Raw genomic sequence first — 23,709 nt, forward strand, 5'->3', positions numbered from 1 at the left:
AGATAGCCACTTTTTGCTATAATAGAGGCAGGAAAAACGAAGGAATAGTTAACGATGTCAAGGCCAGAACTTTCTCTTTATGAACCATTGTATACACTAAAAGAAGTTGATCAAAATATCTGGATAGTAGATGGTGATTTGATTCAAATGGACATGAAGATCTTCAAACTTCCTTTTCAGACACGTATGACGGTGGTTAAGTTAAATGATGGCAAACTTTGGATTCATTCTCCAATTGCGCCAAATGAGGAACTGTTTACCGAACTGGATGCTTTAGGCAAAGTCGCTTACCTGATTTCACCAAATAAGATTCACTACGCCTATATTGCAGATTGGAGAAAAAGATATCCTCATGCGCAAGCATGGTCTAGTCCAGGAGTTGAAGAGAGAGCGAAAAGTCAGAATGTCAAGGTGGAATTTGATGCTTGCTTAACAGATAAGGCTCCTGACTTATGGTCTGATGAGATTGGACAGCTTATTTTTAAGGGAAGTTCTGTCATTGAAGAGGTCGTGTTTTTTCATAAATCAACTAAAACACTTATAGTAACAGACCTTATAGAGAATTTTGAACCGGAAAAAATAGCTAGTCCAATCCGCAGAAAATTCTATCGTTTAGCTCGTGTAACAGCCCCTGATGGTCAAACTCCTATTGATTATCGGATGACTTTTTTAGGAAGACAAAGGGAAGCAAAGGTTTCCTTTTCCCGTATGTTAAACTGGAAACCGGATAAAATCATACTTGCACATGGTTTATGCTTTTTTAAAAATGGTACGGATGAATTAAGACGTGCTTTTAGATGGATACGATAAAGGAGAGAAAAATGCAACACTCATCTTGGCACGCTTTGATTAAGGAGCAATTACCTGAGGGTTATTTCGGGAAAATCAATCAATTTATGGAGCAGGTTTATGCTCAAGGAACTGTTTATCCACCCAAGGAAAAGGTTTTTCAGGCTCTCTTGACAACACCGCTTGAAGAAGTGAAGGTGGTGATTCTAGGGCAGGATCCCTATCATGGACCAGGTCAGGCACAGGGCTTGAGTTTTTCTGTACCCGATGCTATTCCAGCCCCGCCATCCTTGCAAAATATCTTGAAAGAATTGTCAGATGATCTTGGAGTTAAGGAATCACATGATTTGACGGCTTGGGCTGAGCAAGGAGTCTTACTTCTCAATGCTTGCTTGACCGTTCCTGCTGGGCAGGCCAATGGTCATGCTGGGCAGATATGGGAGCCTTTTACTGATGCTGTGATTCAGGTGGTCAATAATCTAGACAGACCAGTAGTCTTTGTGCTCTGGGGTGCTTATGCACGTAAGAAGAAGGCCTTAGTTACCAATCCTCACCACTTGATTATCGAATCAGCCCATCCCAGTCCGTTATCTGTTTTTAGAGGATTTTGGGGTTCCAAGCCTTTTTCCAAGGCTAATGCATTTTTAAAAGAGACAGGACAAGAGCCAATCGATTGGCTTAGATAAGGAGAGAATATGCCTCAGTTAGCGACAATTTGCTACATTGACAACGGAAAAGAACTACTCATGCTCCATCGCAATAAAAAGCCCAATGATGTCCATGTGGGTAAATGGATTGGTGTGGGTGGTAAGTTAGAGCGAGGGGAGACACCTCAGGAATGTGCAGCGCGTGAAATCCTCGAAGAAACAGGTCTCAAAGCCAAGCCTGTGCTAAAAGGCGTTATCACTTTTCCTGAGTTTACGCCTGATTTAGACTGGTACACCTATGTTTTTAAGGTGACGGAGTTTGAGGGTGACTTGATTGACTGCAATGAGGGAACATTAGAATGGGTTCCCTATGACGAGGTTTTGAGCAAGCCAACTTGGGAGGGTGATCACACCTTTGTTGAGTGGCTTTTAGAGGACAAACCCTTCTTTTCAGCTAAGTTTGTTTATGATGGGGATAAATTGTTGGATACTCAAGTTGATTTCTATGAATAAAGGAGAAAGCAGATGTTACTAATCAAAAATGGTCGTGTAATGGATCCCAAGTCTGGTTTGGATCAAGTGTGTGATGTTTTGGTCCAAGATGGGAAAATTGTCAAAATTGCGCCTGAAATTAAGGAAGAAGGAGCAGAACTGATTGATGCTACTGGGCTTGTAGTTGCGCCTGGACTCGTGGATATTCATGTTCATTTTCGTGAACCTGGTCAGACCCACAAGGAGGATATCCATACTGGTGCTCTAGCAGCCGCTGCAGGTGGTTTTACAACGGTTGTCATGATGGCTAATACCAATCCAACCATCTCAGACGTGGAGACTTTGCAAGAAGTTCTCCAGTCAGCTGCTAAAGAGAAAATCAATGTTAAGACGGTTGCGACCATTACTAAGAATTTTAATGGCCAAGACTTGACTGACTTTAAGGCGCTTTTAGAAGCAGGTGCCGTTGGTTTCTCAGATGATGGTATTCCACTTGAAAGCAGTAAGGTTCTCAAAGAAGCCTTGGAAACTGCTAAAAAACTTGGAACCTTTGTTTGTCTACACGAGGAAGATCCCGGCTTGAACGGCATTCTTGGCTTTAACGAAAACATTGCTAAAGACCACTTCAAGATCTGTGGTGCGACAGGTGTAGCAGAATATGCTATGATTGCGCGTGATGTCATGATTGCCTATGCAACTAAGGCCCATGTTCACATCCAGCATTTATCTAAGGAAGAAAGTGTCAAAGTAGTAGAGTTTGCTCAAGGTTTGGGGGCCCAAGTCACAGCAGAAGTGGCACCACAACATTTTTCTAAGACAGAAACTCTTCTTTTAACTCAAGGTAGCAATGCCAAAATGAACCCTCCGCTTCGTTTGGAATCAGACCGTCGTGCCGTTATCGAAGGTCTCAAGTCAGGTGTTATCACAGTTATCGCGACAGACCACGCGCCTCACCATACAGATGAGAAAAATGTAGAAGATATCACCAAAGCGCCATCTGGTATGACTGGTTTGGAAACCTCTCTTTCTCTTGGTTTGACTTATTTGGTGGAAGCTGGTGAACTAAGCTTGATGGAATTACTAGAAAAAATGACTGTCAATCCAGCCCAACTTTACAACTTTGAAGCAGGCTACTTGGCTGAAAATGGTCCAGCGGACATCACTATCTTTGATGACAAGGCTGATCGTACTGTTGGTCCAAACTTCGCTTCAAAATCAGCCAATTCTCCATTTATCGGGGAAACTTTAAAAGGGCAGGTCAAATATACTATCTGTAAGGGACAAATCGTCTATCAAAACTAGATGGGACTCTGCTCTATAAACTATAAGAATAGAGAGCGTATATGTACCCAACCCATCAATTTAAAGACAAGTTTGTTTTATTTCTTAAGATATTTTTCCCTATCCTGATTTATCAATTTGCCAATTATTCTGCCTCTTTTGTCGATACAACAATGACTGGGCAGTACAATACCATGGACTTGGCTGGTGTGTCTATGGCAACCAGTATCTGGAATCCCTTCTTTACATTCCTAACAGGGATTGTATCAGCCCTGGTGCCCATCATTGGTCACCATCTTGGTCGAGGTAAAAAGGAAGAAGTTGCGTCAGATTTTTACCAGTTCATCTATTTGGCCTTGGGTCTATCTGTGGTCTTACTGGGACTGGTACTTTTCTTGGCACCTCCTGTCTTAAATCATATCGGACTAGAAGCTCAAGTAGCGGCAGTTGCAGTTTCCTATCTTTGGTACCTTTCTATCGGGATTATTCCCTTGTTGCTTTTTAGTGTCATTCGATCATTGTTAGATTCTCTTGGATTGACCAAGCTATCTATGTATCTGATGCTCCTATTACTTCCTCTAAATAGTGGTTTTAACTATCTCTTGATATATGGAGCCCTTGGTTTTCCAGAGCTTGGTGGCGCAGGAGCAGGTCTAGGAACTTCTCTAGCCTATTGGGTTTTACTGGGAATTTCCCTGCTTGTTTTGTTCAAACAGGAAAGATTAAAAGCGTTACATCTTGAAAAACCTATTCCACTCAATATAGATAAAATCAAGGAAGGTGTTCGATTAGGTCTACCAATCGGAGGAACCGTATTTGCGGAAGTGGCTATTTTCTCCGTGGTGGGACTAATCATGGCTAAGTTTTCATCGCTCATCATCGCCAGTCACCAGTCAGCTATGAATTTTTCGAGTCTCATGTACGCTTTTCCCATGAGTATTTCCTCTGCTATGGCAATTGTTGTGTCTTACGAGGTGGGGGCTAAACGTTTTGAGGATGCAAAAACCTATGCTCGTCTGGGGAGAATAACAGCCCTTATTTTTGCTGGTCTTACCCTGTCCTTTCTCTACATTTTTAGAGATCGTGTAGCAAGTCTATATGGGAATGACTCTCAGTTCATTGAAACAACTGCTGTATTTCTGACTTACAGTCTCTTCTTCCAGTTAGCAGATACCTTTGCGGCACCGCTCCAGGGGATTCTAAGAGGCTATAAGGACACTATCGTTCCTTTCTATCTTGGCTTAATCGGGTATTGGGGAGTAGCGATACCTCTAGGATATCTACTAGATCAGGCAACTGACTTAGGAGCATATGCCTACTGGATTGGGTTAATTGCCAGCTTGATTGTTTCTGGTTGTTTGTATCAATGGCGTTTGAAAACCGTAATGAAAAGATTGAGCTAATTTTTGGAAAATATTCCGAAAAATAACTTTGTGAAAAAATGATCTAACTGAAGAGAATCCCTGTTAAAACGGGGATTTATTTTTTTACCTTGTGAAATTTTATCGGTCATATACTTTGACAGTGTTTTCTAAAAACGGTAAAATAGTAGAGTAAGTACAAAGTTAGAAAGGCAAGATTATGTCAACTTTAGATAAAAATCTCTTGCTAGAGATGTTCCTTAAGATGGAAGAAATCCGTCGAATGGACTTAAAAATTGCGCAATTAGTAAAGAAAGGGAAAGTGCCAGGAATGACGCACTTTTCTGTTGGAGAAGAGGCAGCTAACGTGGGTGCTATGTTGGCTCTCAATCCAGATGATCTAATTACCTCAAACCACCGTGGTCACGGACAAGCTATTGCCAAAGGAATTGACCTCAACGGAATGATGGCTGAAATCCTTGGCAAATACACTGGAACTTGTAAAGGAAAAGGTGGTTCCATGCACATTGCTGACCTTGATGCTGGTAACCTTGGTGCCAATGGTATCGTAGGTGGTGGTATGGGAATCGCTGTTGGTGCAGCCCTCAGTCAGCAAATGCAGAAAACTGGAAAAATCGTCGTCTGCTTCTTTGGAGATGGCGCGACTAACGAAGGTGTCTTCCACGAAGCAGTGAACATGGCTTCTATCTGGAACCTTCCAGTGATTTTCTACTGCATTAACAACGGTTATGGGATCTCTGCGGATATCAAGAAAATGACTAACGTGGAACATATCCATCACCGTAGCGCAGCTTATGGAATTCCTGGAATGTTTATTGAAGATGGAAACAACGTCATCGACGTTTATGAAGGATTTAAGAAAGCCGTAGACCATGTTCGTGGTGGCAATGGCCCAGTCTTGATTGAAAGTGTCACTTATCGTTGGCTTGGTCACTCATCATCTGACCCTGGTAAATATCGTACCCGTGAAGAAGTGGAATTGTGGAAACAAAAAGACCCAATCGAAAACCTTCGCAAATACCTCATTGAAAACAATATTGCAAGTGCAGAAGAATTGGAAGAAATCCAAGCACAAGTCAAGGAAGCAGTAGAAGCCTCTGTTAAATTTGCAGAAGAAAGCCCATTCCCACCACTAGAATCGGCATTTGAAGATATTTACGCAGACTAAGGAGAAAGAGATAAAATGGAAACAAAAACAATGTCCTTCCGTGACACCATTATCCTTGCTATGTCTGAGGAAATGCGTCGCGATGAAAATGTGTTCTTGATGGGAGAAGACGTCGGTGTCTTCGGAGGAGACTTCGGAACTTCTGTTGGAATGCTTGAAGAATTTGGTCCAGAACGTGTCCGTGACTGTCCGATTTCTGAAGCTGCCATCTCTGGAGCAGCAGCAGGAGCAGCCATGACAGGACTTCGTCCAATTGTCGATATGACCTTTATGGACTTCTCTGTTATTGCTATGGACAATATCGTCAACCAAGCTGCTAAAACACGTTATATGTTTGGTGGTAAAGGTCAAGTCCCAATGACTGTCCGCTGTGCAGCTGGTAATGGAGTTGGTTCTGCAGCACAGCACTCCCAATCTCTAGAGTCTTGGTTTACTCATATCCCTGGACTTAAGGTTGTAGCACCTGGCACGCCTGCGGACATGAAAGGACTGCTTAAGTCTTCTATCCGTGATAACAACCCAGTTATCATTCTTGAATACAAGTCAGAATTTAACCAAAAAGGGGAAGTGCCAGTTGATCCAGACTACACAATCCCACTTGGGGTTGGGGAAATCAAACGCGAAGGTACAGATGTAACAGTTGTTACTTATGGAAAAATGCTTCGCCGTGTGGTTCAAGCTGCTGAAGAATTAGCAGAAGAAGGAATCTCGGTTGAAATTGTTGACCCGCGTACTCTTGTTCCTCTTGATAAAGATATCATCATTAACTCAGTGAAGAAGACTGGTAAAGTTGTTCTAGTCAACGATGCCCACAAAACAAGTGGCTATATTGGAGAGATTTCAGCAATTATTTCAGAATCAGAAGCATTTGACTATCTAGATGCACCAATCCGCCGTTGTGCCGGAGAAGATGTGCCAATGCCTTACGCACAAAATCTAGAAAATGCTATGATTCCAACCGTTGAAAGCATCAAAGATGCAATCCGAAAAACTTATAACAAAGAATAATCTTGCATAAATTAAATTATGTAAGATTTTAGAGGTTTTTAACTTTAGTAACTTAAGATATGTTTTGTATCTAACTTATTTGTAAAGTTGTGACAGTTTTTTGACGAATCAATAATATTCGATAAAAAACTTAGTAAGTCTACTAGGTTGGTCGCCTAATAGCGACAACCGTAGTAGCTTGAGACACGTTTTGTGTCCAAGTTACTTGTAGAGTTGAACACGGGCTAAAAGCTCGGAAAAAAGATAAATCTCCTTGGCTTCATCAAAGTCTGCGTAGATTTCCTATTTTTCAGTCGCTTTTTACGCCCTTAGTATCATGTAATTGAATTCGGACGGAGGTCTGCGAAAAAAAGATAGATTTCCTTGTGTTCATCGAACACATCGTCAATCTCCTATTTTTTCATTGCCCTCTTCGTCCTTAATATCTTATATTCGAACACGGGCTAAAAGCTCGGAAAAAAGATAAATCTCCTTGGCTTCATCGAAGTCTGCGTAGATTTCCTATTTTTCAGTCGCTTTTTTACGCCCTTAGTATCATAATTAGAATTGGAGAGGTCATGGCTGATGACAAGCTAAGAGCGACTCCTGCGGCTAGAAAGTTAGCGGATGATCTAGGGATCAACCTCTACGACGTTTCTGGCTCAGGTGCAAACGGTCGTGTCCACAAAGAAGACGTGGAAACTTATAAAGACACAAATGTGGTTCGCATTTCGCCACTTGCAAAACGAATTGCCCTCGAACACAATATTGCTTGGCAAGAGATTCAAGGAACTGGCCATCGTGGCAAGATTATGAAGAAGGACGTTTTGGCCTTGCTTCCTGAAAATATCGAAAACGACACTATCAAGTCTCCTGCTCAAATCGAAAAAGTGGAAGAGGTTCCAGACAATATCACTCCTTATGGTGAGATTGAGCGTATTCCAATGACACCAATGCGTAAGGTTATCGCCCAACGTATGGTTGAATCTTACCTAACTGCGCCAACTTTCACACTCAACTATGAAGTTGATATGTCTGAAATGCTAGCTCTTCGTAAGAAGGTTCTTGATCCGATTATGGAAGCGACTGGTAAGAAGACTACTGTAACAGACCTTCTTTCACTCGCTGTTGTGAAAACATTGATGAAACACCCATACATCAACGCTTCATTGACTGAAGATAGTAAGACCATTATCACTCACAACTATGTCAACCTTGCTATGGCAGTTGGGATGGATAACGGATTGATGACACCTGTTGTCTATAATGCTGAAAAAATGAGCTTGTCAGAGTTAGTAGTAGCCTTTAAGGATGTGATTGGTCGTACTCTGGATGGTAAATTGGCTCCAAGCGAACTGCAAAATTCAACCTTCACAATCAGTAACTTGGGAATGTTTGGCGTTCAGTCCTTTGGTCCTATTATTAACCAACCAAACTCAGCTATCCTCGGGGTTAGCTCAACAGTTGAGAAACCTGTAGTTGTCAATGGTGAGATTGTCATTCGCCCAATCATGAGCCTTGGATTAACCATTGACCACCGTGTCGTAGATGGTATGGCTGGTGCTAAGTTTATGAAAGACTTGAAAGCCTTAATTGAGAATCCGATCTCAATGTTGGTTTAAGTCAGCTATTGTTTTTTTAGAGATTTAGATAAAGGAAGTAAGACATGGCCTTAGAAGTAATTATGCCAAAAGCCGGCGTGGATATGACAGAAGGACAAATTGTCCAATGGAATAAGAAAGTCGGAGAATTTGTAAAAGAAGGAGAAATCCTTTTGGAAATCATGACTGACAAAGTCAGCATGGAATTGGAAGCCGAAGAAGATGGATACTTGATTGCCATCCTCAAAGGAGATGGTGAAACTGTTCCAGTAACTGAAGTTATCGGTTACCTTGGAGAAGAAGGGGAAAACATCCCAACTGCTGGAGCGGCTACGCCAGAATCAAAAACTGCACCTGCAGCTAGTGCCTCAAACGACGACGGTAAGAGCGATGATGCCTTTGATATCGTTGTGATTGGTGGAGGACCTGCTGGTTATGTAGCGGCTATTAAAGCGGCTCAATTAGGTGGTAAGGTTGCCCTTGTTGAGAAATCTGAACTCGGTGGAACCTGTTTGAACCGTGGCTGTATCCCAACTAAGACCTACCTTCACAACGCTGAAATCATCGAAAATATCGGTCATGCAGCAAGCCGTGGTATCGTCATAGAAAATCCAAACTTCACTGTTGATATGGACAAACTTTTAGAAACTAAATCTAAAGTTGTCAATACCTTGGTAGGTGGAGTTGCAGGTCTTCTTCGTAGCTACGGAGTTACTGTTCATAAAGGAATTGGTACCATCACTAAAGACAAGAATGTCTTAGTTAATGGTTCAGAATTGCTTGAAACCAAGAAAATCATCCTTGCTGGTGGTTCAAAAGTCAGCAAGATTAACGTTCCTGGTATGGAATCATCACTTGTAATGACCAGTGATGACATTCTTGAAATGAACGAAGTTCCAGAAAGCCTTGTTATCATCGGCGGTGGCGTTGTCGGTATCGAACTCGGTCAGGCATTCATGACATTTGGTTCAAAAGTAACTGTTATCGAAATGATGGACCGTATCGTTCCAGCTATGGATGCGGAAGTGTCTAAGAATCTTCGCTTGATCCTTGAGCGTAAAGGAATGACCATCTTGACAGGTACAAAATTGCAAGAAATCATCGAAGAAAATGGTCAACTTCGTATCAAGGTTGAAGGAAAAGATGATATCATCGCAAGCAAAGCGCTCCTTTCAATCGGTCGTGTGCCGGATCTTGAAGGTATTGGCGATGTTGAGTTTGAATTGGATCGTGGACGTCTCAAGGTCAACGAATATATGGAAACTTCTGTTCCAGGTATCTACGCACCAGGTGATATCAATGGTACCAAGATGTTAGCGCACGCAGCCTTCCGTATGGGTGAAGTTGCCGCTGAAAATGCCCTTAAAGGAAATCATGCTGTTGCCAAACTTAACTTGACTCCTGCAGCTATCTACACTCTTCCTGAAGTAGCAGCAGTAGGTCTAACTGAAGAACAAGCTCGTGAGAAATACGATGTAGCCATCGGTAAATTCAACTTTGCTGCGAATGGACGTGCTATTGCATCGGATGCTGCTCAAGGTTTCGTAAAAGTCATTGCAGATAAGAAATACGGAGAAATCCTTGGTGTTCATATCATCGGTCCTGCAGCTGCAGAATTGATCAACGAAGCGTCAAGCATTATTGAAATGGAAATTACTGTTGAAGAAATGCTTAAGACCATCCACGGACATCCAACCTACTCTGAAGTGATGTACGAAGCATTTGCAGATGTTCTAGGAATGGCCATCCATTCACCTAAGAAAAATAAAATGAAGATAGACTAGACTGGAAGATTATTTCCAGTCTCTATCGTATAAAGGGATATCATGAAATACATTATCAATCATTCAAACGACACTGCTTTTAATATCGCCTTGGAAGAATATGCCTTTAAACACTTACTAGATGAGGAGCAAATCTTCCTTCTTTGGATTAACAAACCTTCTATCATTGTTGGACGTCACCAGAACACTATCGAAGAAATCAACCGTGATTATGTTCGCGAAAATGGTATTGAGGTTGTCCGCCGTATCAGTGGTGGTGGAGCTGTTTATCACGATTTAAACAACCTCAACTACACCATCATTTCAAAAGAAGATGAAAACAAGGCCTTTGACTTCAAGAGCTTCTCAACTCCAGTTATCAATACCTTGGCTCAACTAGGCGTTAAAGCTGAGTTCACAGGCCGTAATGACCTTGAGATTGATGGCAAAAAATTCTGTGGCAATGCCCAAGCCTATATCAATGGGCGTATCATGCACCACGGTTGCTTGTTATTTGACGTTGATTTATCAGTCCTTGCTAATGCCCTCAAGGTTTCAAAGGATAAATTTGAGTCAAAAGGTGTGAAATCCGTCCGTGCCCGTGTAACCAATATTGTCAATGAATTACCAGAAAAAATCACAGTTGAAGAATTCCGTGATTTGCTATTGGAATACATGAAAAAAGAGTACCCAGAGATGACTGAGTACGTTTTTTCTGAAGAAGAATTGGCTGAAATCAATCGCATCAAGGATACTAAGTTTGGAACTTGGGACTGGAACTATGGTAAATCACCTGAGTTTAACGTCCGTCGTGGAACGAAATTCACTAGTGGTAAAGTAGAAGTCTTTGCCAATGTTCTTGAATCAAAAATCCAAGACATCAAGATTTATGGTGACTTCTTTGGTATCGAAGACGTTGCTGCGGTAGAAGATGTCCTCCGAGGCGTTAAATACGAACGCGAAGATGTTCTTAAAGCTCTTCAAACCATCAACCTAGGTCGTTACTTCGCTGGAATTACAGCAGAAGAAATTGCCGAGGCAGTTGTTGAATAAAGTCAAAGATATCCATTCAACATGGATATCTTTTATCTTAAACTTGATATTCAAAAAAATGAGAGTATAATATAGAGGAAGTCTGAAACAAAAAGGGGATCAAATTCAATGATTAAAGTTCCAGTGGCAAATCTTGGTCTATTTGAACAGTTAGATCGTATCGTAGTGGCTTTTTTTAGGAAGCAACAATCTTCCAGTCCATATGATTTGAATGTCAGTATTACACAAGAACATCTTGACCAGAAAAAGCAAGAGCTAGAACCATTAGGCTATCAAGCTGTCCAAATACCATTAGGAATGGCTTTAGATAATATCATTCAACAACCTTATTATAAAAACTTAATCATTGGAGGACTTGCTCCCGACGAAATTATGGTTAGTAAAGAAGAATTAATACCTTTGAAAGATATTGTAGATAGTTTTTGCATTATGTACGCTGCAGCGAATAACAGACTGGAAAATAGTAAGGCTTATGAATTAATGAAAGATAAGACGGTTTATTTTATTGGTAAACTGTTAACTGATGATCTTAAAAGTGGTGACGAAATTTCTTATATGGGAATCGAAAGAAAATCAGCTGATGGTACTTCTTATGAAGCAGTAAAATGTTTTCTAACTAAAGAGAGTGCTGAGCAGTACAATGATTCAAAAAAACCTATAAGCTCAGCAAATCTAGCCTATCTGCAAGCCTTTTGGGGTAAACCAGTAATTATAGAGCCACACCGTAACTACTGGATTGAGTTTAAATAACTAAAAAACGAAAGATAAAAGGAATTGATCTTTCGTTTTTTAGCGATAGTTGATTTACATAATTTATAATATGTAACATCTATAAACTATCTAAAGCATTCTTTTGTTCATCATTGACGATATGTGTATAGAGGTCAGTGACTTGTGTGCTGGCATGTCCTAATTGGTGGCTGACCAAAACTTGCGATTTAGTTGCATCATAGAGCCTAGTTGCCAGGGTATGGCGTAGTTTGTGTGGAGTTACACGCACTTTGAAGTCCTCAGAATACTTGGCAACCATTTTTTCAACACTAGAAGCATCAATGCGATTGGGAACACCTCGATAGAGTGTCAAAAAGAGTGCTGTGTCCGACTTTTCTGTCTTATAGCGTTGATTTCGAATGGCTAGATAATTTTCTAGATAAGGCTTGGCGAAGGCAGCGACATTAACCGAGTCTCGTTTACCCCCTTTTCGAGTGACATCGATCACCATCATTTTGAGATTGAGATCTCTTAGATCCAGATTAACAGCTTCAGATAAGCGGACACCTGAGGCCAAGAGAAGGGCAATAATGGCCAAATCTCGCTCCTTGTTCTTATTAAAGGAAGATAGAGCTCGGTTGGAGAGCTGTTGTGGGTACTCTTGGTCGATATAGGTTAGAAAACCATCTGTTTCATCACCTAGAAAGAGTTTTTGCTTGATGTTTTCAGCTCTGGCAGCAAGAGTTTCTTTCTTTTTCTTTGTTGAAACTTTCTTCATTACATTACGATAGAAATAGGGCTCTCCTTGGTCATTTTCAACTTCCTCAGTTAGATACTTGTAAAGACTAGAAAGTGCTGACAAGGTCCGATTGATAGTTGTCTGTGAAACACCTTGCTTTGTTGTGTTAGCATTCAGCAAAGGACGTTCTCGTAGATAAAGAATAAAGGATTCCATATCTTTCTTTGACATATTTTCCAAGACCAATAAAGGAATATCAGCAATTGTATCAGCATTTGAAATTCCAGACTCTAAAACCCAGCTGAAAAAACGATCGTATTCCTTGAGATATTCGTACAAGGTTGTAAAACTATAGGGAACAGCCAGCTTAGATTGGTAGTATTCCAGAACATACCAGGGCATGATTTGTTTTAGTTTGTCGATTCGTTCCAGTAGAATCTCACGTTTCATGTATTTTCTCCATAATTAAGTCTACTAGTAGTATAGCATAGACTAATATATTTTTCAAGAAAATTATAGTTTTTCGGAAAGATGTTGTAGAGTTTTTTAGAAGTAATAAAAAAGAATAAAAAACATAACCAAAAATTTTTTTCAGGCAAAAATTGTTCAAAAATGTACTTTATTTAAGTGATAACTAAAAATTTTTCAAATGTACAATTTTGACAGAATAAGAACACTTTATATTATTTAAAGTGTTCTCATTTTTTTATATCTTTTTTAAACTGTACAAAATGTTCTTGCTTTCTTCTGTATCCTTTGCAAATTGAATATGCCTTTTTATTTCGCTTTCTGTACGTCATTCTTTCTTTAACTTGAATTTTATAACGATGATCTGGATTTTCTTGACATATCCACCATACAGACATATTACTCAACTCTGTGATTTCAGTTGGATTTGCTATTAGGAGGTTATTTACATAATCCCACTCATTCATTAGACTTTGTTGTGTTGTTGCTAAGTCATTAAACCCTTTTAAAACTTTTTGATTTCTACAATATGGACAAGAATTATCTCTGTAAAATTTTTCTTTAATGACTTGCCGATATTCTCCAGTACATACAGGACATTTCCACCATGCGGTATATGTTGAATTAACTCTTACTGAAGACATTTCTTGTTTATTTAATGTAGACCATTCTTTAATTAACCAAGGATGTGTTGTTTCTAGATCGTTATAACCCTTTGCAGTCTTTTTAAAAGAACAATATGGACAACATTGGTCGTTTTCGGAGCGTTCAGAAATTTTCGCTTTATAACTCCTGTGACATTTACGACAAATCCAATCAACTATTATATTTGAATCATAGAAGAAAGTATCAATATCTCCGTTAAGTTCTTTCACCCATTCATTGATTAAGTAGGGCTTAACATAGTTTACTGTTTCATTTGGTTTAGGGAGTTTTTATTGCAGTAAGGACATATAGAGTTAAGTTTACTAGAATTATTTTTTGTAAATGCCTCCAAAACAATCCCTAATCTTTCCTGAAATTCTAAATTGCAACAATCACAAATCCAAGTAAATATTTTATTCTCAGCTTCAACCGATCTCGTCACCTCATCAGTTTTTACTAAGTTCTTGCTACTCCAATAATCACATAATTCAGGATAAATATCTGGAATTGTATTATAGCCTTTTAATGCTTGTTCGTTATTGCAATATGGACAAGTATTAGGCACTTCTCTTCTAATTGGAATTGAACACAAGTATTCACCTCTACAAACGGAGCAATTCCACCAATATTTTTTTGTTTGAATGTGACTCAATGCTAAATGAACAGGCAATCCATTTTTATCGCTCCATTCTTCCTGTAATTATGGAAATTGTAGAGTATATCATTGTTAAAAACAAGTGTATCCCAATCACAGTTGTTAGGACATGTTTCAAAATTACTATTTTCTAAGTCGGTTCTTGAAATCATTTCAATAGGACTGCAATAAAAACTGACATGGCAACAAGGGCATTCCAATTTATACATTCAGAAGACTTATACCAGTATTCAGAAATAGATTTATCATTACTTTTATCCCAAAATTTCTCTAAATAAGGATGAGTTTCTTGTAAAGTATTATACCCTTTTAACATCAACTTATCATCACAATAAGGGCATCCTTCAAGATGCCTTTTAACAACACAACAGTCATATTGACCATGACACTTAAAACACTGCCATCTTACTAAGATGTCGGATAAGCTATCAATCATATTACTTTTTACAAGAGTTGGAATAAATTGCTTAAAAAGATTTCTATCTGTATGTAATTCCGATAAAGTATCTGAAATAAAAAAGAATGCTGATAAATCAACATTCTCTTCTTGTATTTTTTGAGAAAAAATGTTCCTTTTGTCTGTTTAGCTACCAAAAAGATACCATATAACCTTATTTAAAAACAGTTGATTTGCTCTTGCTGATGTATTCATTTTTATATTCAACAACGTCCTCAATAAGCTGTTTCTTTATTACTTGAATATATTTTTCCATGTATTCAAAATCAATAGTACCACTTTTTGTCACTGGAAGTTCAATATCAATATTTGAAATAACATCAAGAGCAAAAGAAGATTGACCCCAAGAAAAATTTGTAAAAGCTTTTTTCATCGAACTAATTAAATACAAAGCAATATTTTCTGTTAATTTCCCATATTTTTTATTTAACTTAAATATTTGAATCTTATCTCCTGTAAAGTAGGCATTTGGTTGATAATACATAGTTACAGTATCTTGACCGAAAGAAATAGTATTGGAGGGATTTAAAAATTTTTCATCAAAATCAATATATCCTCTGATTCCATTTTCACCTTCTCCTCTAGCAACATATGGGAATTCACCGTTAAAAGTAACAATATTCGCATTTATCTTCTTCTTAGTAGTAGGTATGATATCAAAAAAAAGTTAACTACAGAAACAACGGAATTAAATTTGTTTTTTGCGCTAAAATGATGCGCACGTTTAGAATAAAACAAGTATTAAAATTAATACAATTTTAACATAGCGGAAAAGAGGTGTAAAGAATAAATACTCTGAAAAGCTTGTATACATTTTTGATTCGTGCACAAGTATGTAAATATTGTAAAACAATTTCAAAATGTGGTAGACTAGATATGAATTTTGATGGACGATAATTAGGTCAGAGAAAAGGTTACAGATGGAAAAATTTGTTTTTATCGGAATGCTAGTGTTCTTGGCATTTGTGTTTATTGGAATATTGTTTTGGCTGCGTTTTAGAATGAAGAACACCTTTGAGAACGGTGTTCCAGTGTACGATGCCCCAGCAAATAATCAGACTAGGACGAGTAAGCTAAGCGTAGGAGAGTATGCAGTGCACATAATTTTAATACTAATTAGCGCTGTAATTGCCTTTAAGGTCATGAGCATGTTCCGTCATGGGGCGGCGCCAATTGGTGCTGCTATAATCACGCCTTCTATAATGTCGCTTTTCAATGCACGAAGGAGAACCGGGAAATCTTGGATGGGTATCGTTGCAGTGCTTATGATATTCGTGTTTTTGATGTTTGTATATATAATTATAGGTCTACCTGATAACGCACCTCCACTTAAAATTGACGGAACTGAAATTCATCTTACAGAGACTAAGATTTCGGATTTGATAGACAAGGGGTTTGAAATTTATGTGTCAAATGGTAGACATGATTATCCTAATTATAACGAGCTTTTGACAACGGGAAGCTATACTAAATACCAAGGAGCTGGGGTTAGCGTACCAAACGGCTTTAAGTCATATGACTCAGCAGTTTCGCGATCTACCTATCTTCTTGTAAAGAAGAATGTAGTTCTCGGATGTATAGGTGTTTACGGAGATAAGAGGAAGAGTACGGAGCTGAAGGACTGTGTAGTTACGCAGGTTTGCTTCGATTCTGAGTGCACAGCTGTTGCCAAAAAATATGAAATTTCATATAATATAGATGGTATAGATTTGCTAAAGAAGCTTGACGAAAACGAGTTCACGAAAGTATTTGGGAAAAAAATATGGCTGACTCCAAGCGAGCCAAGAGATGAATATTTGGGTCATTATGGCGTGCAGTGGGGAGCAGGTAACAATGAATTCTTTTGGAATCATTATTTTATGAATTTAGACCTTGATTCGAATAATGATATAGTTAATTTTAATTTTAGTTCTAATATTGCAGCAGAGCGATAGAAGAATTTGCAGGGATAATTAGGCAAAATGAAAAAGAAAAAAGTACTAAGTAAGACAAAGTATGCTATTTATCTTCTAGTGGTCCACCTTATATGCATACTTTTCACTATAAGCAAAATAGTGATACCTTCATGGGGTCACTGGTTAGAGACGACACGCTTTCTTTGGACAAGCTTTCCTACCTATGTATGCGTGTTAATAGCCATTCTCCCAATGGTATGCTTTTGGCCATATTTGATTAGTGCAGATTTTAAGCCGGGTACAGCAAAGACCTTGCTTGCGACTTTTGGTCTAATAGTAGGTAACGTGACTCTGATTTTGATATATACGACTATTTTGCACAAGGTATTATAGGTATAAAAAAATCCCTTTATAGGGATTTTTTGATTGCTTCAAGTAGCTCGTCATATTCTTCAAATGCTGGAACCTCTGGGTGATCCTTCTTGATTGATTCGGTGCTTCTAAACAAGAATCCTTGTGGGTGTCTCCTTGAAAGAAGTCGGTTTAATCGACGGTCAAGGCAGTTGATTTGGTTAGTCCAAATTATTCGGCAAGCCATAAATACTCAAATTTCTCCCAATAACATTGTCATCATAGATAGTTTCCCCTTATCACTTTGTCAACCAGTCCGTAACCATAGAGCACATGTTTTTAATGAACTAGCCGACATTGGTTACAATTCCTCTAAGCACCTTTGGTTCTATGGATTCAAAGTACATATGCTGGTCACCCCTATCAGGCTATATTCTGAATTATGTTGTAACGCCTGCCTCAGTACATGATATTAGGGCAGTTGATGACTTACTAGAAAATTGTTCTCAACCATATGTTTTAGCTGATTTAGCTTATCTTAGCTATGAACTCAGAGAACAGTTGAAACAGAAAGGTTACCATCTTTGGACGCCTTTACGTCAAAATATGGCAAGAGCTAAACAACATAATCATTTGTGCTTTTTTTGATGTCGAACAAACACTAGCTAGAGGCTTAACAAGATTGTAGTTGAGAATGGAGCAAATTGTACTGACTTATAATCTGAGATACTTTGAGATTAACTAGCACCACGAGTAAAAATCTATATCTTACTATCAATAAGACCTTAAATGAGCAGCAAAAAATGTACAATTGAACCACTACTTCTTCTGCACCTATTAGAGTAAAAATGTACAAATCAATTCCTTAAATCAGATGATGTTATGAACTAGAAAATATACAAAATAACACTTCAAAATAATGTACAAAATAAAAATAAAGTACACTCCTTAAAGAATGTACTTTCTGCTTCTAATTCAGTTGTATCAATGGTTTAGCTCTAGTTTAGTCAATTGTACATAAACTTTTAGTTTTAGAAGTAATAAAAAAGACTTAGACCTGTGTAATACGGATCTAAATCTTTGGAGTTTCTATTGTGAATCATTATCTAGTACTTTTTCTAGCTTCCAAATACTAAACCAGAATGAAATAGTCAGCAGAATAAGGAAAATAAAAAAGAGATTATCAGTAACGAAACTTCTGTTCATTCTACACATCTCAAGAGCTATATAGGGAGCTATGGGATACAAAATACATTCTGTATAGATTAAATACAGTAAACTCCTTTCTAGCTTTTATGCTTTATCATTTCTAACTTAATTATTATCTTATTTTTAAGAAAATTCAATTACTTGCATGTGAAATACCTTATCAGTAAGAAATAACCGATCTCATTACTGAGAATCGGTTTTCTAAATACATTAAGAAAGTATTTTACATAATTTATGTTATGCAAAATACTACAACAACAAATCTTTGACTTTTCCAATTTCACTTTTTGGAATCACTAGGTGAATCATATCACCCAGATACATTCTAGTTGAGCCGTGAACTGTTTGGCTCTTACCATTATGGACTTGGGTGGTGATGAGTACGTTATGTGGCAAGTTGAGCTCGTGAACCTGTTTTCCTGCTATTTTATCTGAAACAGGAATTTCAATTAGTGTTACTTCTCCTTCGTCTGTTGCTTCTTCTGGTAGCATTTTTTCTAGCATGGCCTCATAGACCGGAGCACCCTTGAGCAGATCCATGATGATGTAGGCGACTAAAGTCACTAAGCCAAGTGGCATGAGGTTGCGAATATCTCCAACCATCTCGGTTACGAGTATCATAGCAGTTAAGGGAGCCTTGGAAATTGCTCCAAAGTAGCCACTCATTCCTAAAATGACAAATATAGGGAATTGTTGCTGACTGACAAGTCCAAGATTGACACAAATAACACCAACCAGGGCACCAAGTAAGGAACCGAGAGCCAGAATGGGAAGGAAAATTCCTCCTGGGAGACCACTTCCATAACTAATCATGCTCCAAACAAAGCGAATCAAAAAGTAAGCTAATAGAATTTGGAAACTAAAATTTTGCTCAGTCAAGGAAAGAACGACCTGATTTCCACCACCGAGAATTTGTGGCAAGAAAATCCCGACTGGTATGATAAGGATAAAGGCTAGGATTGGATAATAAGCTCTATCTAAATGGATTGTTTGGCCAACCCAATCATAAACTCGACCAACATTGAGTACAGCCTTCTCATAGAGAAAACCAGAAAGCCCGAGAAAAACTCCCATAAGGAGGTATATCCAATACTGGTCTAGGGTCATGAGAGGGATGTTATCTGGCATATCCAGTACGGGGGTTAGGCCAAATATGAGCAGAGAAATAAAGTTTGCTACGAGACTAGCTGCTAAAGTTGAGACCCAAAAAAAGCGTGAAAAATGGTGGTAAACTTCTTCTATAACAAAGAGAAGACCTGCGATTGGTGCATTAAAGGCAGCTGCTAATCCTGCTGCAGCACCACTGGCAATCAAGGAACGTTCCTCTACTGGGCTAGATTTGAGCCACTTGGCAATGCCTTTACCACCAACTGCTCCAAGTTGAATACTTGGCCCTTCTCTACCTAGCATAAGGCCACTGGCAATAGCAAGAATCCCTAAAATATATTTTTTCCAGAGGACACTCCACCAGTTAAGAGTCATGAGTCCTTTTAATTCGGCTTCGACTTGAGGAATTCCTGAACCCTTGATATCTTTTTCCGATCGAGTCAACTTCGCACTGAGCCAGCTAACAATTAAATAAAATAGACCAACGGTAAAAAGATTGCGCACTAGGTGCGCTTGATCTTGATAGAGCCCTTGTATCAAGTGGAAGCCCTTTTCGATTAAGAAACGAAAGGATCCGACGATGAGCCCGACGACGAGACCGACAATAATCCCTCGTCCAACTTGGGATAATATAGTGCTTGAGGCAAATGCAAATTCTTTCTTGGAGCGGATTATTTCTGACTGTTCCTCCATAATTATTTCCTCTTACTTATCTTTCTTAGTTGAAACCAGTGTTTTGACTGGTTCAAAACTGGTTCGATGAATTTGGGTGACACCTAGTTTTTCCAATCCTTCTAGATGTTTAGCTGTTCCATAGCCAGCATTAGCCGTGAAATCATAGCCAGGATATTGGTTGTCATAGTCCTTCATAATATTATCCCGTGTCACCTTGGCCACTATAGATGCAGCTGCAATAGAGAGAGAGTTTGCATCTCCTTTGATGATTGCTGTTTGAGAAATCGGCAACTCCAGTTTCATGGCATCTATCAAGAGGTGCTCAGGTTGTGGACTGAGCTGGGAGATTGCTTCCTTCATGGCCAGTTTGGTCGCCTCGTAGATATTGACTTGGTCAATGATGTGATTATCCTTGATACCAATACCTATTGCCAAGGCCTGGTCTTGAACGGTTTGATAAATTTCCAGATGTTTCTTTTTAGGGATCTTCTTGCTGTCGTTGAGCCCTCTAATCTTACAATTTTTTGGTAAAATAACGGCTGCAGCGACCACAGGACCAGCCAGAGGACCACGGCCGACCTCGTCAACACCTGCTATTAAGGTCAATCCTTGTTTATAAAGCTCTTCTTCATAGGAAAGCATGGATTCCAAACGAAGGTTTTCATCCAGTTCTGCCTGAATGGCTTTTTTACGCTTGCTGATTTCCTTTTGAACTCCAGAACGAGTATCTTTTTCGAATTCTAGAAAAAGAGGATTGTCTAATTCTTTAACAGTGGCAAGAAGTTCTCTGATTTCTTTAATCGTCGTCATCAATGTCGTCCAATGTATCTAAGGTATAGTTACCGAGTTTTCCATCACGGACTTCCTTGACGAAGAGACTATAAAAACGGTCGTAATCATCTCGGAAACCGAGGGCACGTGTCATATCCATGATGATAACAGGTGCTTCTTCTTCTATCTTCATTTGTTTGAAGCGTTCAGCTAGCTTTTCTGGATAATGTTTTTTGAAATAATTGAGACCAAAAATAGTCACTTCATCCATTGGGAGTAGTTGATCTTTGATAGCTCCCGTCAAGGCTAGTTTAAGTGCGACAGCATCATCCTCAAACTTAGGCCAGAGAATCCCTGGTGTATCTAGGATTTCAAGGTCTTTATTGGTTTTTAGCCATTGTTGCCCCTTGGTAACACCTGGTTTATTGCCGACCACCGCAATCTTTTTACCAGCCAAACGGTTCATGAGAGTTGACTTACCGGCATTTGGAATTCCGATAATCATGGTCCGCAAGGTTTCAATTTTGATACTGCGTTCTTTCTGGCGTGCAATCTTATCAGCCATAAGCTTTTTAGCAGCATCAGTCACAACTTTTACAGTAACTTGCTCTTTGGAGTTGATTGCTAGAGTTTGAATCCCTTGTGATTCAAAGTACTGACGCCATTCTTTTGTCATTGCTGAATCAGCCAGGTCTGCCTTGTTTAAAATTAAGAGTTTGGGTTTATCACCAACAATTTTATTTAACATAGGATTTTGACTAGATAAAGGTAGACGCGCATCCACCAAAATTGTCACAAAATCAACAAATTTTAAATTCTCCTGAACTTGTCGCCGAGCCTTAGACATGTGGCCCGGAAACCATTGAATAGTAGCCATAAATTTCCCTTTCCGACTAAAAAAACGTAATAAAACGTTTTCTTTCTCACCATCTATTCTATCATAAATTAGGTGCTTTTGCACAGGCTTTGACCACAATAAATGACAAATAGTATTGGTCCGAAACATCTTTGATGCCAGTCACGATTTACTTGACTTTTTTTGCTAACAGGTATATACTTAGTGTATACTAATTCGTGGAGGTAGAGCAATGAATACAGTAAAGACTCGGAAGGTAGGAAATTCTCTCACTGTGACTATTCCGAAAAATTTGGGGATGACAGAAGGTCAAGAAATGGTTGTCTACAAAGGGATTGACGGAGTCATTGTCTTAGCTCCAAAAATGAAAGATCCTTTTGATGGGATTACTGATTTGAGAATGACAAATGATTTTGAAGGGGTAAGGTCACTTGATAGCGAAATCTGACTATATTCCTGAAAAGCAGGATATCATTTGGCTGGACTTTGATCCATCAGTCGGTCGAGAAATTCAGAAAAGGCGACCAGCCTTGGTTGTTTCTAGGAGAGAATATGCCTTGCAAACTGGTTTTGTGGCTGTCTGTCCCATCACTCATGGCCAACAACGGTTGGCAGAAAAAGGCTTGCTCGTTCCTGTCTCGTCGGATAAGGTAGATGGCGCTGTCAATCCATTTCAACTGTATACCTTTGATTTTCGGATGCGAAATGCTCAAAAAATAACAAGAATGGACACGCAGTGTTTTCAGAAAGTCGTCCAGCTTTACCAGTACATCTTCGGAGATACATAAATCCTACCATGCATAGACAAGGTAGGATTTTTTCTATATGAGTAACCTATCTAAGAACGGGTGAAGGCAATTGAGAAGAATTCCTCTAATCCAGCTTTCTTGTGCAGATGATAGATGTTCTGCTTGAAGGCATTCTTTTAGAAAATCGCGGACTTGTTCTGGAGCAATCTCAAACTCAAAGGCCTTCATCTTGTAGAAAAAATCGATGAGATGCTCAGATAAGTTTTCATCTGAAAAGGCTACTTCTCCACTTTTTCGAAATTCTAATAAGAGTCGAGCAAATCTGGCTTTTTCATCAGGCAAATCACGAAAATAGGAATTAAGAAGCCAAGTCTGCTTCTGCTTTCGTTCAATAGGATCTTGATTTGCAATTCGCTGATCCTTTTCCAACTCCTTTTGGTTTTGTTTAGTCTTGATAGCCCGTTCGTCTCTATTCTTACCAAAGAGGATTTTTTCCCATTTTCGTTCTTCTTGGGTCAAGGTTTCTGTAAAGCCGAAGTAATCTTGATAGGCTCGTTCTGCAGGCCCCATAGCAAGAATGAGGTTGTCAGCGTATTGCTTGGCGATTTTATCTCTTTTCTTGCGTTCTTTCTCTGCCTGAATCCGTAAATGCTGCTCGTAGTCGATTTTCTCCTTGCCTAGTTTGACAAGGTAGAGTTGGTCATCGGTCTTACCAAGTAGAAAAGGTTTGATACACTTTTCCAGCACTTCTTCCATACGAGCCTTCTTCTTTGGCTCTGCCTTGGTCCAACTTCCGCCTTGAAAGACCTCTAGGAAGAGCTGATAGTCTCTTTCAGGTGCGAATTGATTGCCACGATTGGCTTTGAAAACACCTTTTTCCCAAAACCATTTTAGAAGTCGTTCGTCAAAATCGCTTTTAGTGACCTTGATTTTTCCCTTTTTCTGAGCCTTTCTGGTTAGATTTTCAACTTTTCTGAGAAGTTTGTCTTCCTCTTCGAGTTGCTGGTCTAAAGTCAGTCGATGAAAATGGCGAACACAGTCGCTTCCTATAGGAAAGAGACGTTGGCCTGTAACTCCGTTAAAGAGTTCGTAGGCGTATTTTATGGCATTCCCGCAGACACAGTTACTACGACCAATGCCATTAAAAATCAAGGAAACTTCATTCCATTCCTTGGTAGCTTGATCCCAAGTATCTGCTTTTGAAGCCTGTAAAACCGCATCGTGCAGGGATTTTCTAACTGGAAGAGTCATGAGGTTT

General features: G+C 39.1%; 23 protein-coding genes and 1 pseudogene. 15 read left to right on the plus strand and 9 right to left on the minus strand.

Features of this window, described 5'->3' with window-relative positions; genetic code table 11:
* Positions 1-54: 54 nt before the first annotated feature.
* The 11 genes from B7725_RS05955 to B7725_RS06005 all read left to right on the plus strand — a co-directional run bounded on the left by B7725_RS05955 (position 55) and on the right by B7725_RS06005 (position 11,913).
* Complete coding sequence (locus B7725_RS05955) at positions 55-810, plus strand: DUF4336 domain-containing protein (protein ID WP_084875121.1); 756 nt, start codon at positions 55-57, stop codon at positions 808-810.
* Between the two features lie 11 nt (positions 811-821).
* Positions 822-1,475 (plus strand): uracil-DNA glycosylase, encoded by a 654-nt coding sequence (locus B7725_RS05960; protein ID WP_084875123.1) that lies wholly within the window; start codon positions 822-824, stop codon positions 1,473-1,475.
* 9 nt (positions 1,476-1,484) lie between these two features.
* Complete coding sequence (locus tag B7725_RS05965; protein WP_084875125.1) at positions 1,485-1,949, plus strand: NUDIX hydrolase; 465 nt, start codon at positions 1,485-1,487, stop codon at positions 1,947-1,949.
* 12 nt (positions 1,950-1,961) lie between these two features.
* Positions 1,962-3,230, plus strand: coding sequence for a dihydroorotase (locus tag B7725_RS05970; RefSeq protein WP_084875126.1), 1,269 nt, complete (start codon positions 1,962-1,964; stop codon positions 3,228-3,230).
* 41 nt (positions 3,231-3,271) lie between these two features.
* Positions 3,272-4,612 carry an MATE family efflux transporter gene (locus tag B7725_RS05975; RefSeq protein WP_084875128.1) on the plus strand — a complete coding sequence of 447 codons (1,341 nt, stop codon included), beginning with the start codon at positions 3,272-3,274 and terminating at the stop codon, positions 4,610-4,612.
* Positions 4,613-4,790: 178 nt separating this feature from the next.
* Positions 4,791-5,759, plus strand: a complete 969-nt coding sequence (locus B7725_RS05980; protein ID WP_084875130.1) for a thiamine pyrophosphate-dependent dehydrogenase E1 component subunit alpha — start codon at positions 4,791-4,793, stop codon at positions 5,757-5,759.
* A gap of 15 nt (positions 5,760-5,774) precedes the next feature.
* Positions 5,775-6,767 carry an alpha-ketoacid dehydrogenase subunit beta gene (locus tag B7725_RS05985; RefSeq protein WP_000448714.1) on the plus strand — a complete coding sequence of 331 codons (993 nt, stop codon included), beginning with the start codon at positions 5,775-5,777 and terminating at the stop codon, positions 6,765-6,767.
* 557 nt (positions 6,768-7,324) lie between these two features.
* A complete protein-coding gene (locus B7725_RS05990) occupies positions 7,325-8,368 on the plus strand; it encodes a dihydrolipoamide acetyltransferase (protein WP_061598371.1) in 1,044 nt (347 codons plus the stop codon).
* Positions 8,369-8,412: 44 nt separating this feature from the next.
* Positions 8,413-10,131 carry a dihydrolipoyl dehydrogenase gene (gene lpdA / locus B7725_RS05995; RefSeq protein ID WP_084875132.1) on the plus strand — a complete coding sequence of 573 codons (1,719 nt, stop codon included), beginning with the start codon at positions 8,413-8,415 and terminating at the stop codon, positions 10,129-10,131.
* A 42-nt stretch (positions 10,132-10,173) separates the two neighbouring features.
* The gene (locus B7725_RS06000; protein ID WP_084875133.1) at positions 10,174-11,163 is read left to right on the plus strand and encodes a lipoate--protein ligase; all 990 of its coding nucleotides are present in this window, start codon (positions 10,174-10,176) and stop codon (positions 11,161-11,163) included.
* 108 nt (positions 11,164-11,271) lie between these two features.
* Positions 11,272-11,913 (plus strand): hypothetical protein, encoded by a 642-nt coding sequence (locus B7725_RS06005; RefSeq protein ID WP_084875135.1) that lies wholly within the window; start codon positions 11,272-11,274, stop codon positions 11,911-11,913.
* 79 nt (positions 11,914-11,992) lie between these two features.
* Here B7725_RS06005 and xerS read toward each other — a convergent pair whose 3' ends face one another.
* The 5 genes from xerS to B7725_RS06025 all read right to left on the minus strand — a co-directional run bounded on the left by xerS (position 11,993) and on the right by B7725_RS06025 (position 15,493).
* Positions 11,993-13,063, minus strand: coding sequence for a tyrosine recombinase XerS (xerS, locus tag B7725_RS06010; protein ID WP_084875137.1), 1,071 nt, complete (start codon positions 13,061-13,063; stop codon positions 11,993-11,995).
* Between the two features lie 248 nt (positions 13,064-13,311).
* Complete coding sequence (locus B7725_RS10120; RefSeq protein ID WP_239823774.1) at positions 13,312-13,956, minus strand: zinc-ribbon domain-containing protein; 645 nt, start codon at positions 13,954-13,956, stop codon at positions 13,312-13,314.
* A gap of 32 nt (positions 13,957-13,988) precedes the next feature.
* Positions 13,989-14,396 carry a zinc-ribbon domain-containing protein gene (locus tag B7725_RS10125; protein WP_239823775.1) on the minus strand — a complete coding sequence of 136 codons (408 nt, stop codon included), beginning with the start codon at positions 14,394-14,396 and terminating at the stop codon, positions 13,989-13,991.
* Between the two features lie 133 nt (positions 14,397-14,529).
* A complete protein-coding gene (locus B7725_RS10295) occupies positions 14,530-14,817 on the minus strand; it encodes a hypothetical protein (RefSeq protein WP_463606918.1) in 288 nt (95 codons plus the stop codon).
* 175 nt (positions 14,818-14,992) lie between these two features.
* On the minus strand, positions 14,993-15,493 hold the full coding sequence (locus B7725_RS06025; RefSeq protein WP_081103118.1) for a restriction endonuclease subunit S: 501 nt from the start codon (positions 15,491-15,493) through the stop codon (positions 14,993-14,995).
* 265 nt (positions 15,494-15,758) lie between these two features.
* On the opposite strand from B7725_RS06025, the gene B7725_RS06030 reads away from it, so the two are divergent.
* The gene (locus B7725_RS06030) at positions 15,759-16,772 is read left to right on the plus strand and encodes a hypothetical protein (RefSeq protein WP_084875139.1); all 1,014 of its coding nucleotides are present in this window, start codon (positions 15,759-15,761) and stop codon (positions 16,770-16,772) included.
* Between the two features lie 473 nt (positions 16,773-17,245).
* Positions 17,246-17,772, plus strand: a pseudogene (locus B7725_RS06045) (IS982 family transposase); the annotation flags it as partial.
* A 770-nt stretch (positions 17,773-18,542) separates the two neighbouring features.
* Here B7725_RS06045 and B7725_RS06050 read toward each other — a convergent pair.
* The 3 genes from B7725_RS06050 to ylqF are packed head-to-tail and all read right to left on the minus strand — an operon-like array spanning position 18,543 to position 21,723.
* On the minus strand, positions 18,543-20,093 hold the full coding sequence (locus B7725_RS06050; RefSeq protein WP_084875141.1) for a ClC family H(+)/Cl(-) exchange transporter: 1,551 nt from the start codon (positions 20,091-20,093) through the stop codon (positions 18,543-18,545).
* Positions 20,094-20,105: 12 nt separating this feature from the next.
* Positions 20,106-20,885, minus strand: coding sequence for a ribonuclease HII (locus tag B7725_RS06055; protein ID WP_084875143.1), 780 nt, complete (start codon positions 20,883-20,885; stop codon positions 20,106-20,108).
* Positions 20,872-21,723 (minus strand): ribosome biogenesis GTPase YlqF, encoded by an 852-nt coding sequence (gene ylqF / locus B7725_RS06060; RefSeq protein ID WP_084875145.1) that lies wholly within the window; start codon positions 21,721-21,723, stop codon positions 20,872-20,874. The genes B7725_RS06055 and ylqF overlap by 14 nt, the downstream gene beginning before the upstream one ends.
* Before the next feature lie 211 nt (positions 21,724-21,934).
* On the opposite strand from ylqF, the gene mazE reads away from it, so the two are divergent.
* Positions 21,935-22,150 (plus strand): type II toxin-antitoxin system PemI/MazE family antitoxin, encoded by a 216-nt coding sequence (gene mazE, locus B7725_RS06065; protein WP_033585252.1) that lies wholly within the window; start codon positions 21,935-21,937, stop codon positions 22,148-22,150.
* Positions 22,134-22,490, plus strand: coding sequence for a type II toxin-antitoxin system PemK/MazF family toxin (locus tag B7725_RS06070; protein ID WP_000560798.1), 357 nt, complete (start codon positions 22,134-22,136; stop codon positions 22,488-22,490). Before mazE ends, B7725_RS06070 begins: the two co-directional genes overlap by 17 nt.
* Before the next feature lie 33 nt (positions 22,491-22,523).
* Here the strand turns inward: B7725_RS06070 and B7725_RS06075 are convergent, their stop codons facing one another.
* On the minus strand, positions 22,524-23,702 hold the full coding sequence (locus B7725_RS06075; protein WP_084875147.1) for a hypothetical protein: 1,179 nt from the start codon (positions 23,700-23,702) through the stop codon (positions 22,524-22,526).
* Positions 23,703-23,709: the final 7 nt, after the last annotated feature.

This window comes from Streptococcus oralis subsp. tigurinus, from assembly GCF_002096275.1.
Classification (GTDB): Bacteria; Bacillota; Bacilli; order Lactobacillales; family Streptococcaceae; genus Streptococcus; species Streptococcus oralis_CN.

Excerpts from the sequence above, each read along its gene's own strand:
- B7725_RS06030 (WP_084875139.1), top strand. The coding sequence starts at position 15,759 with ATGGAAAAATTTGTTTTTATCGGAATGCTAGTGTTCTTGGCATTTGTG.
- B7725_RS06005 (WP_084875135.1), top strand. The coding sequence starts at position 11,272 with ATGATTAAAGTTCCAGTGGCAAATCTTGGTCTATTTGAACAGTTAGAT.
- xerS (WP_084875137.1), bottom strand. The coding sequence starts at position 13,063 with ATGAAACGTGAGATTCTACTGGAACGAATCGACAAACTAAAACAAATC.
- B7725_RS05965 (WP_084875125.1), top strand. The coding sequence starts at position 1,485 with ATGCCTCAGTTAGCGACAATTTGCTACATTGACAACGGAAAAGAACTA.
- B7725_RS06055 (WP_084875143.1), bottom strand. The coding sequence starts at position 20,885 with ATGACGACGATTAAAGAAATCAGAGAACTTCTTGCCACTGTTAAAGAA.
- B7725_RS05985 (WP_000448714.1), top strand. The coding sequence starts at position 5,775 with ATGGAAACAAAAACAATGTCCTTCCGTGACACCATTATCCTTGCTATG.
- B7725_RS06075 (WP_084875147.1), bottom strand. The coding sequence starts at position 23,702 with ATGACTCTTCCAGTTAGAAAATCCCTGCACGATGCGGTTTTACAGGCT.
- B7725_RS10295 (WP_463606918.1), bottom strand. The coding sequence starts at position 14,817 with ATGATTGATAGCTTATCCGACATCTTAGTAAGATGGCAGTGTTTTAAG.
- lpdA (WP_084875132.1), top strand. The coding sequence starts at position 8,413 with ATGGCCTTAGAAGTAATTATGCCAAAAGCCGGCGTGGATATGACAGAA.
- B7725_RS05970 (WP_084875126.1), top strand. The coding sequence starts at position 1,962 with ATGTTACTAATCAAAAATGGTCGTGTAATGGATCCCAAGTCTGGTTTG.
- B7725_RS05975 (WP_084875128.1), top strand. The coding sequence starts at position 3,272 with ATGTACCCAACCCATCAATTTAAAGACAAGTTTGTTTTATTTCTTAAG.
- B7725_RS05960 (WP_084875123.1), top strand. The coding sequence starts at position 822 with ATGCAACACTCATCTTGGCACGCTTTGATTAAGGAGCAATTACCTGAG.
- B7725_RS05990 (WP_061598371.1), top strand. The coding sequence starts at position 7,325 with ATGGCTGATGACAAGCTAAGAGCGACTCCTGCGGCTAGAAAGTTAGCG.
- B7725_RS06050 (WP_084875141.1), bottom strand. The coding sequence starts at position 20,093 with ATGGAGGAACAGTCAGAAATAATCCGCTCCAAGAAAGAATTTGCATTT.
- B7725_RS05980 (WP_084875130.1), top strand. The coding sequence starts at position 4,791 with ATGTCAACTTTAGATAAAAATCTCTTGCTAGAGATGTTCCTTAAGATG.
- ylqF (WP_084875145.1), bottom strand. The coding sequence starts at position 21,723 with ATGGCTACTATTCAATGGTTTCCGGGCCACATGTCTAAGGCTCGGCGA.
- B7725_RS06000 (WP_084875133.1), top strand. The coding sequence starts at position 10,174 with ATGAAATACATTATCAATCATTCAAACGACACTGCTTTTAATATCGCC.
- mazE (WP_033585252.1), top strand. The coding sequence starts at position 21,935 with ATGAATACAGTAAAGACTCGGAAGGTAGGAAATTCTCTCACTGTGACT.
- B7725_RS05955 (WP_084875121.1), top strand. The coding sequence starts at position 55 with ATGTCAAGGCCAGAACTTTCTCTTTATGAACCATTGTATACACTAAAA.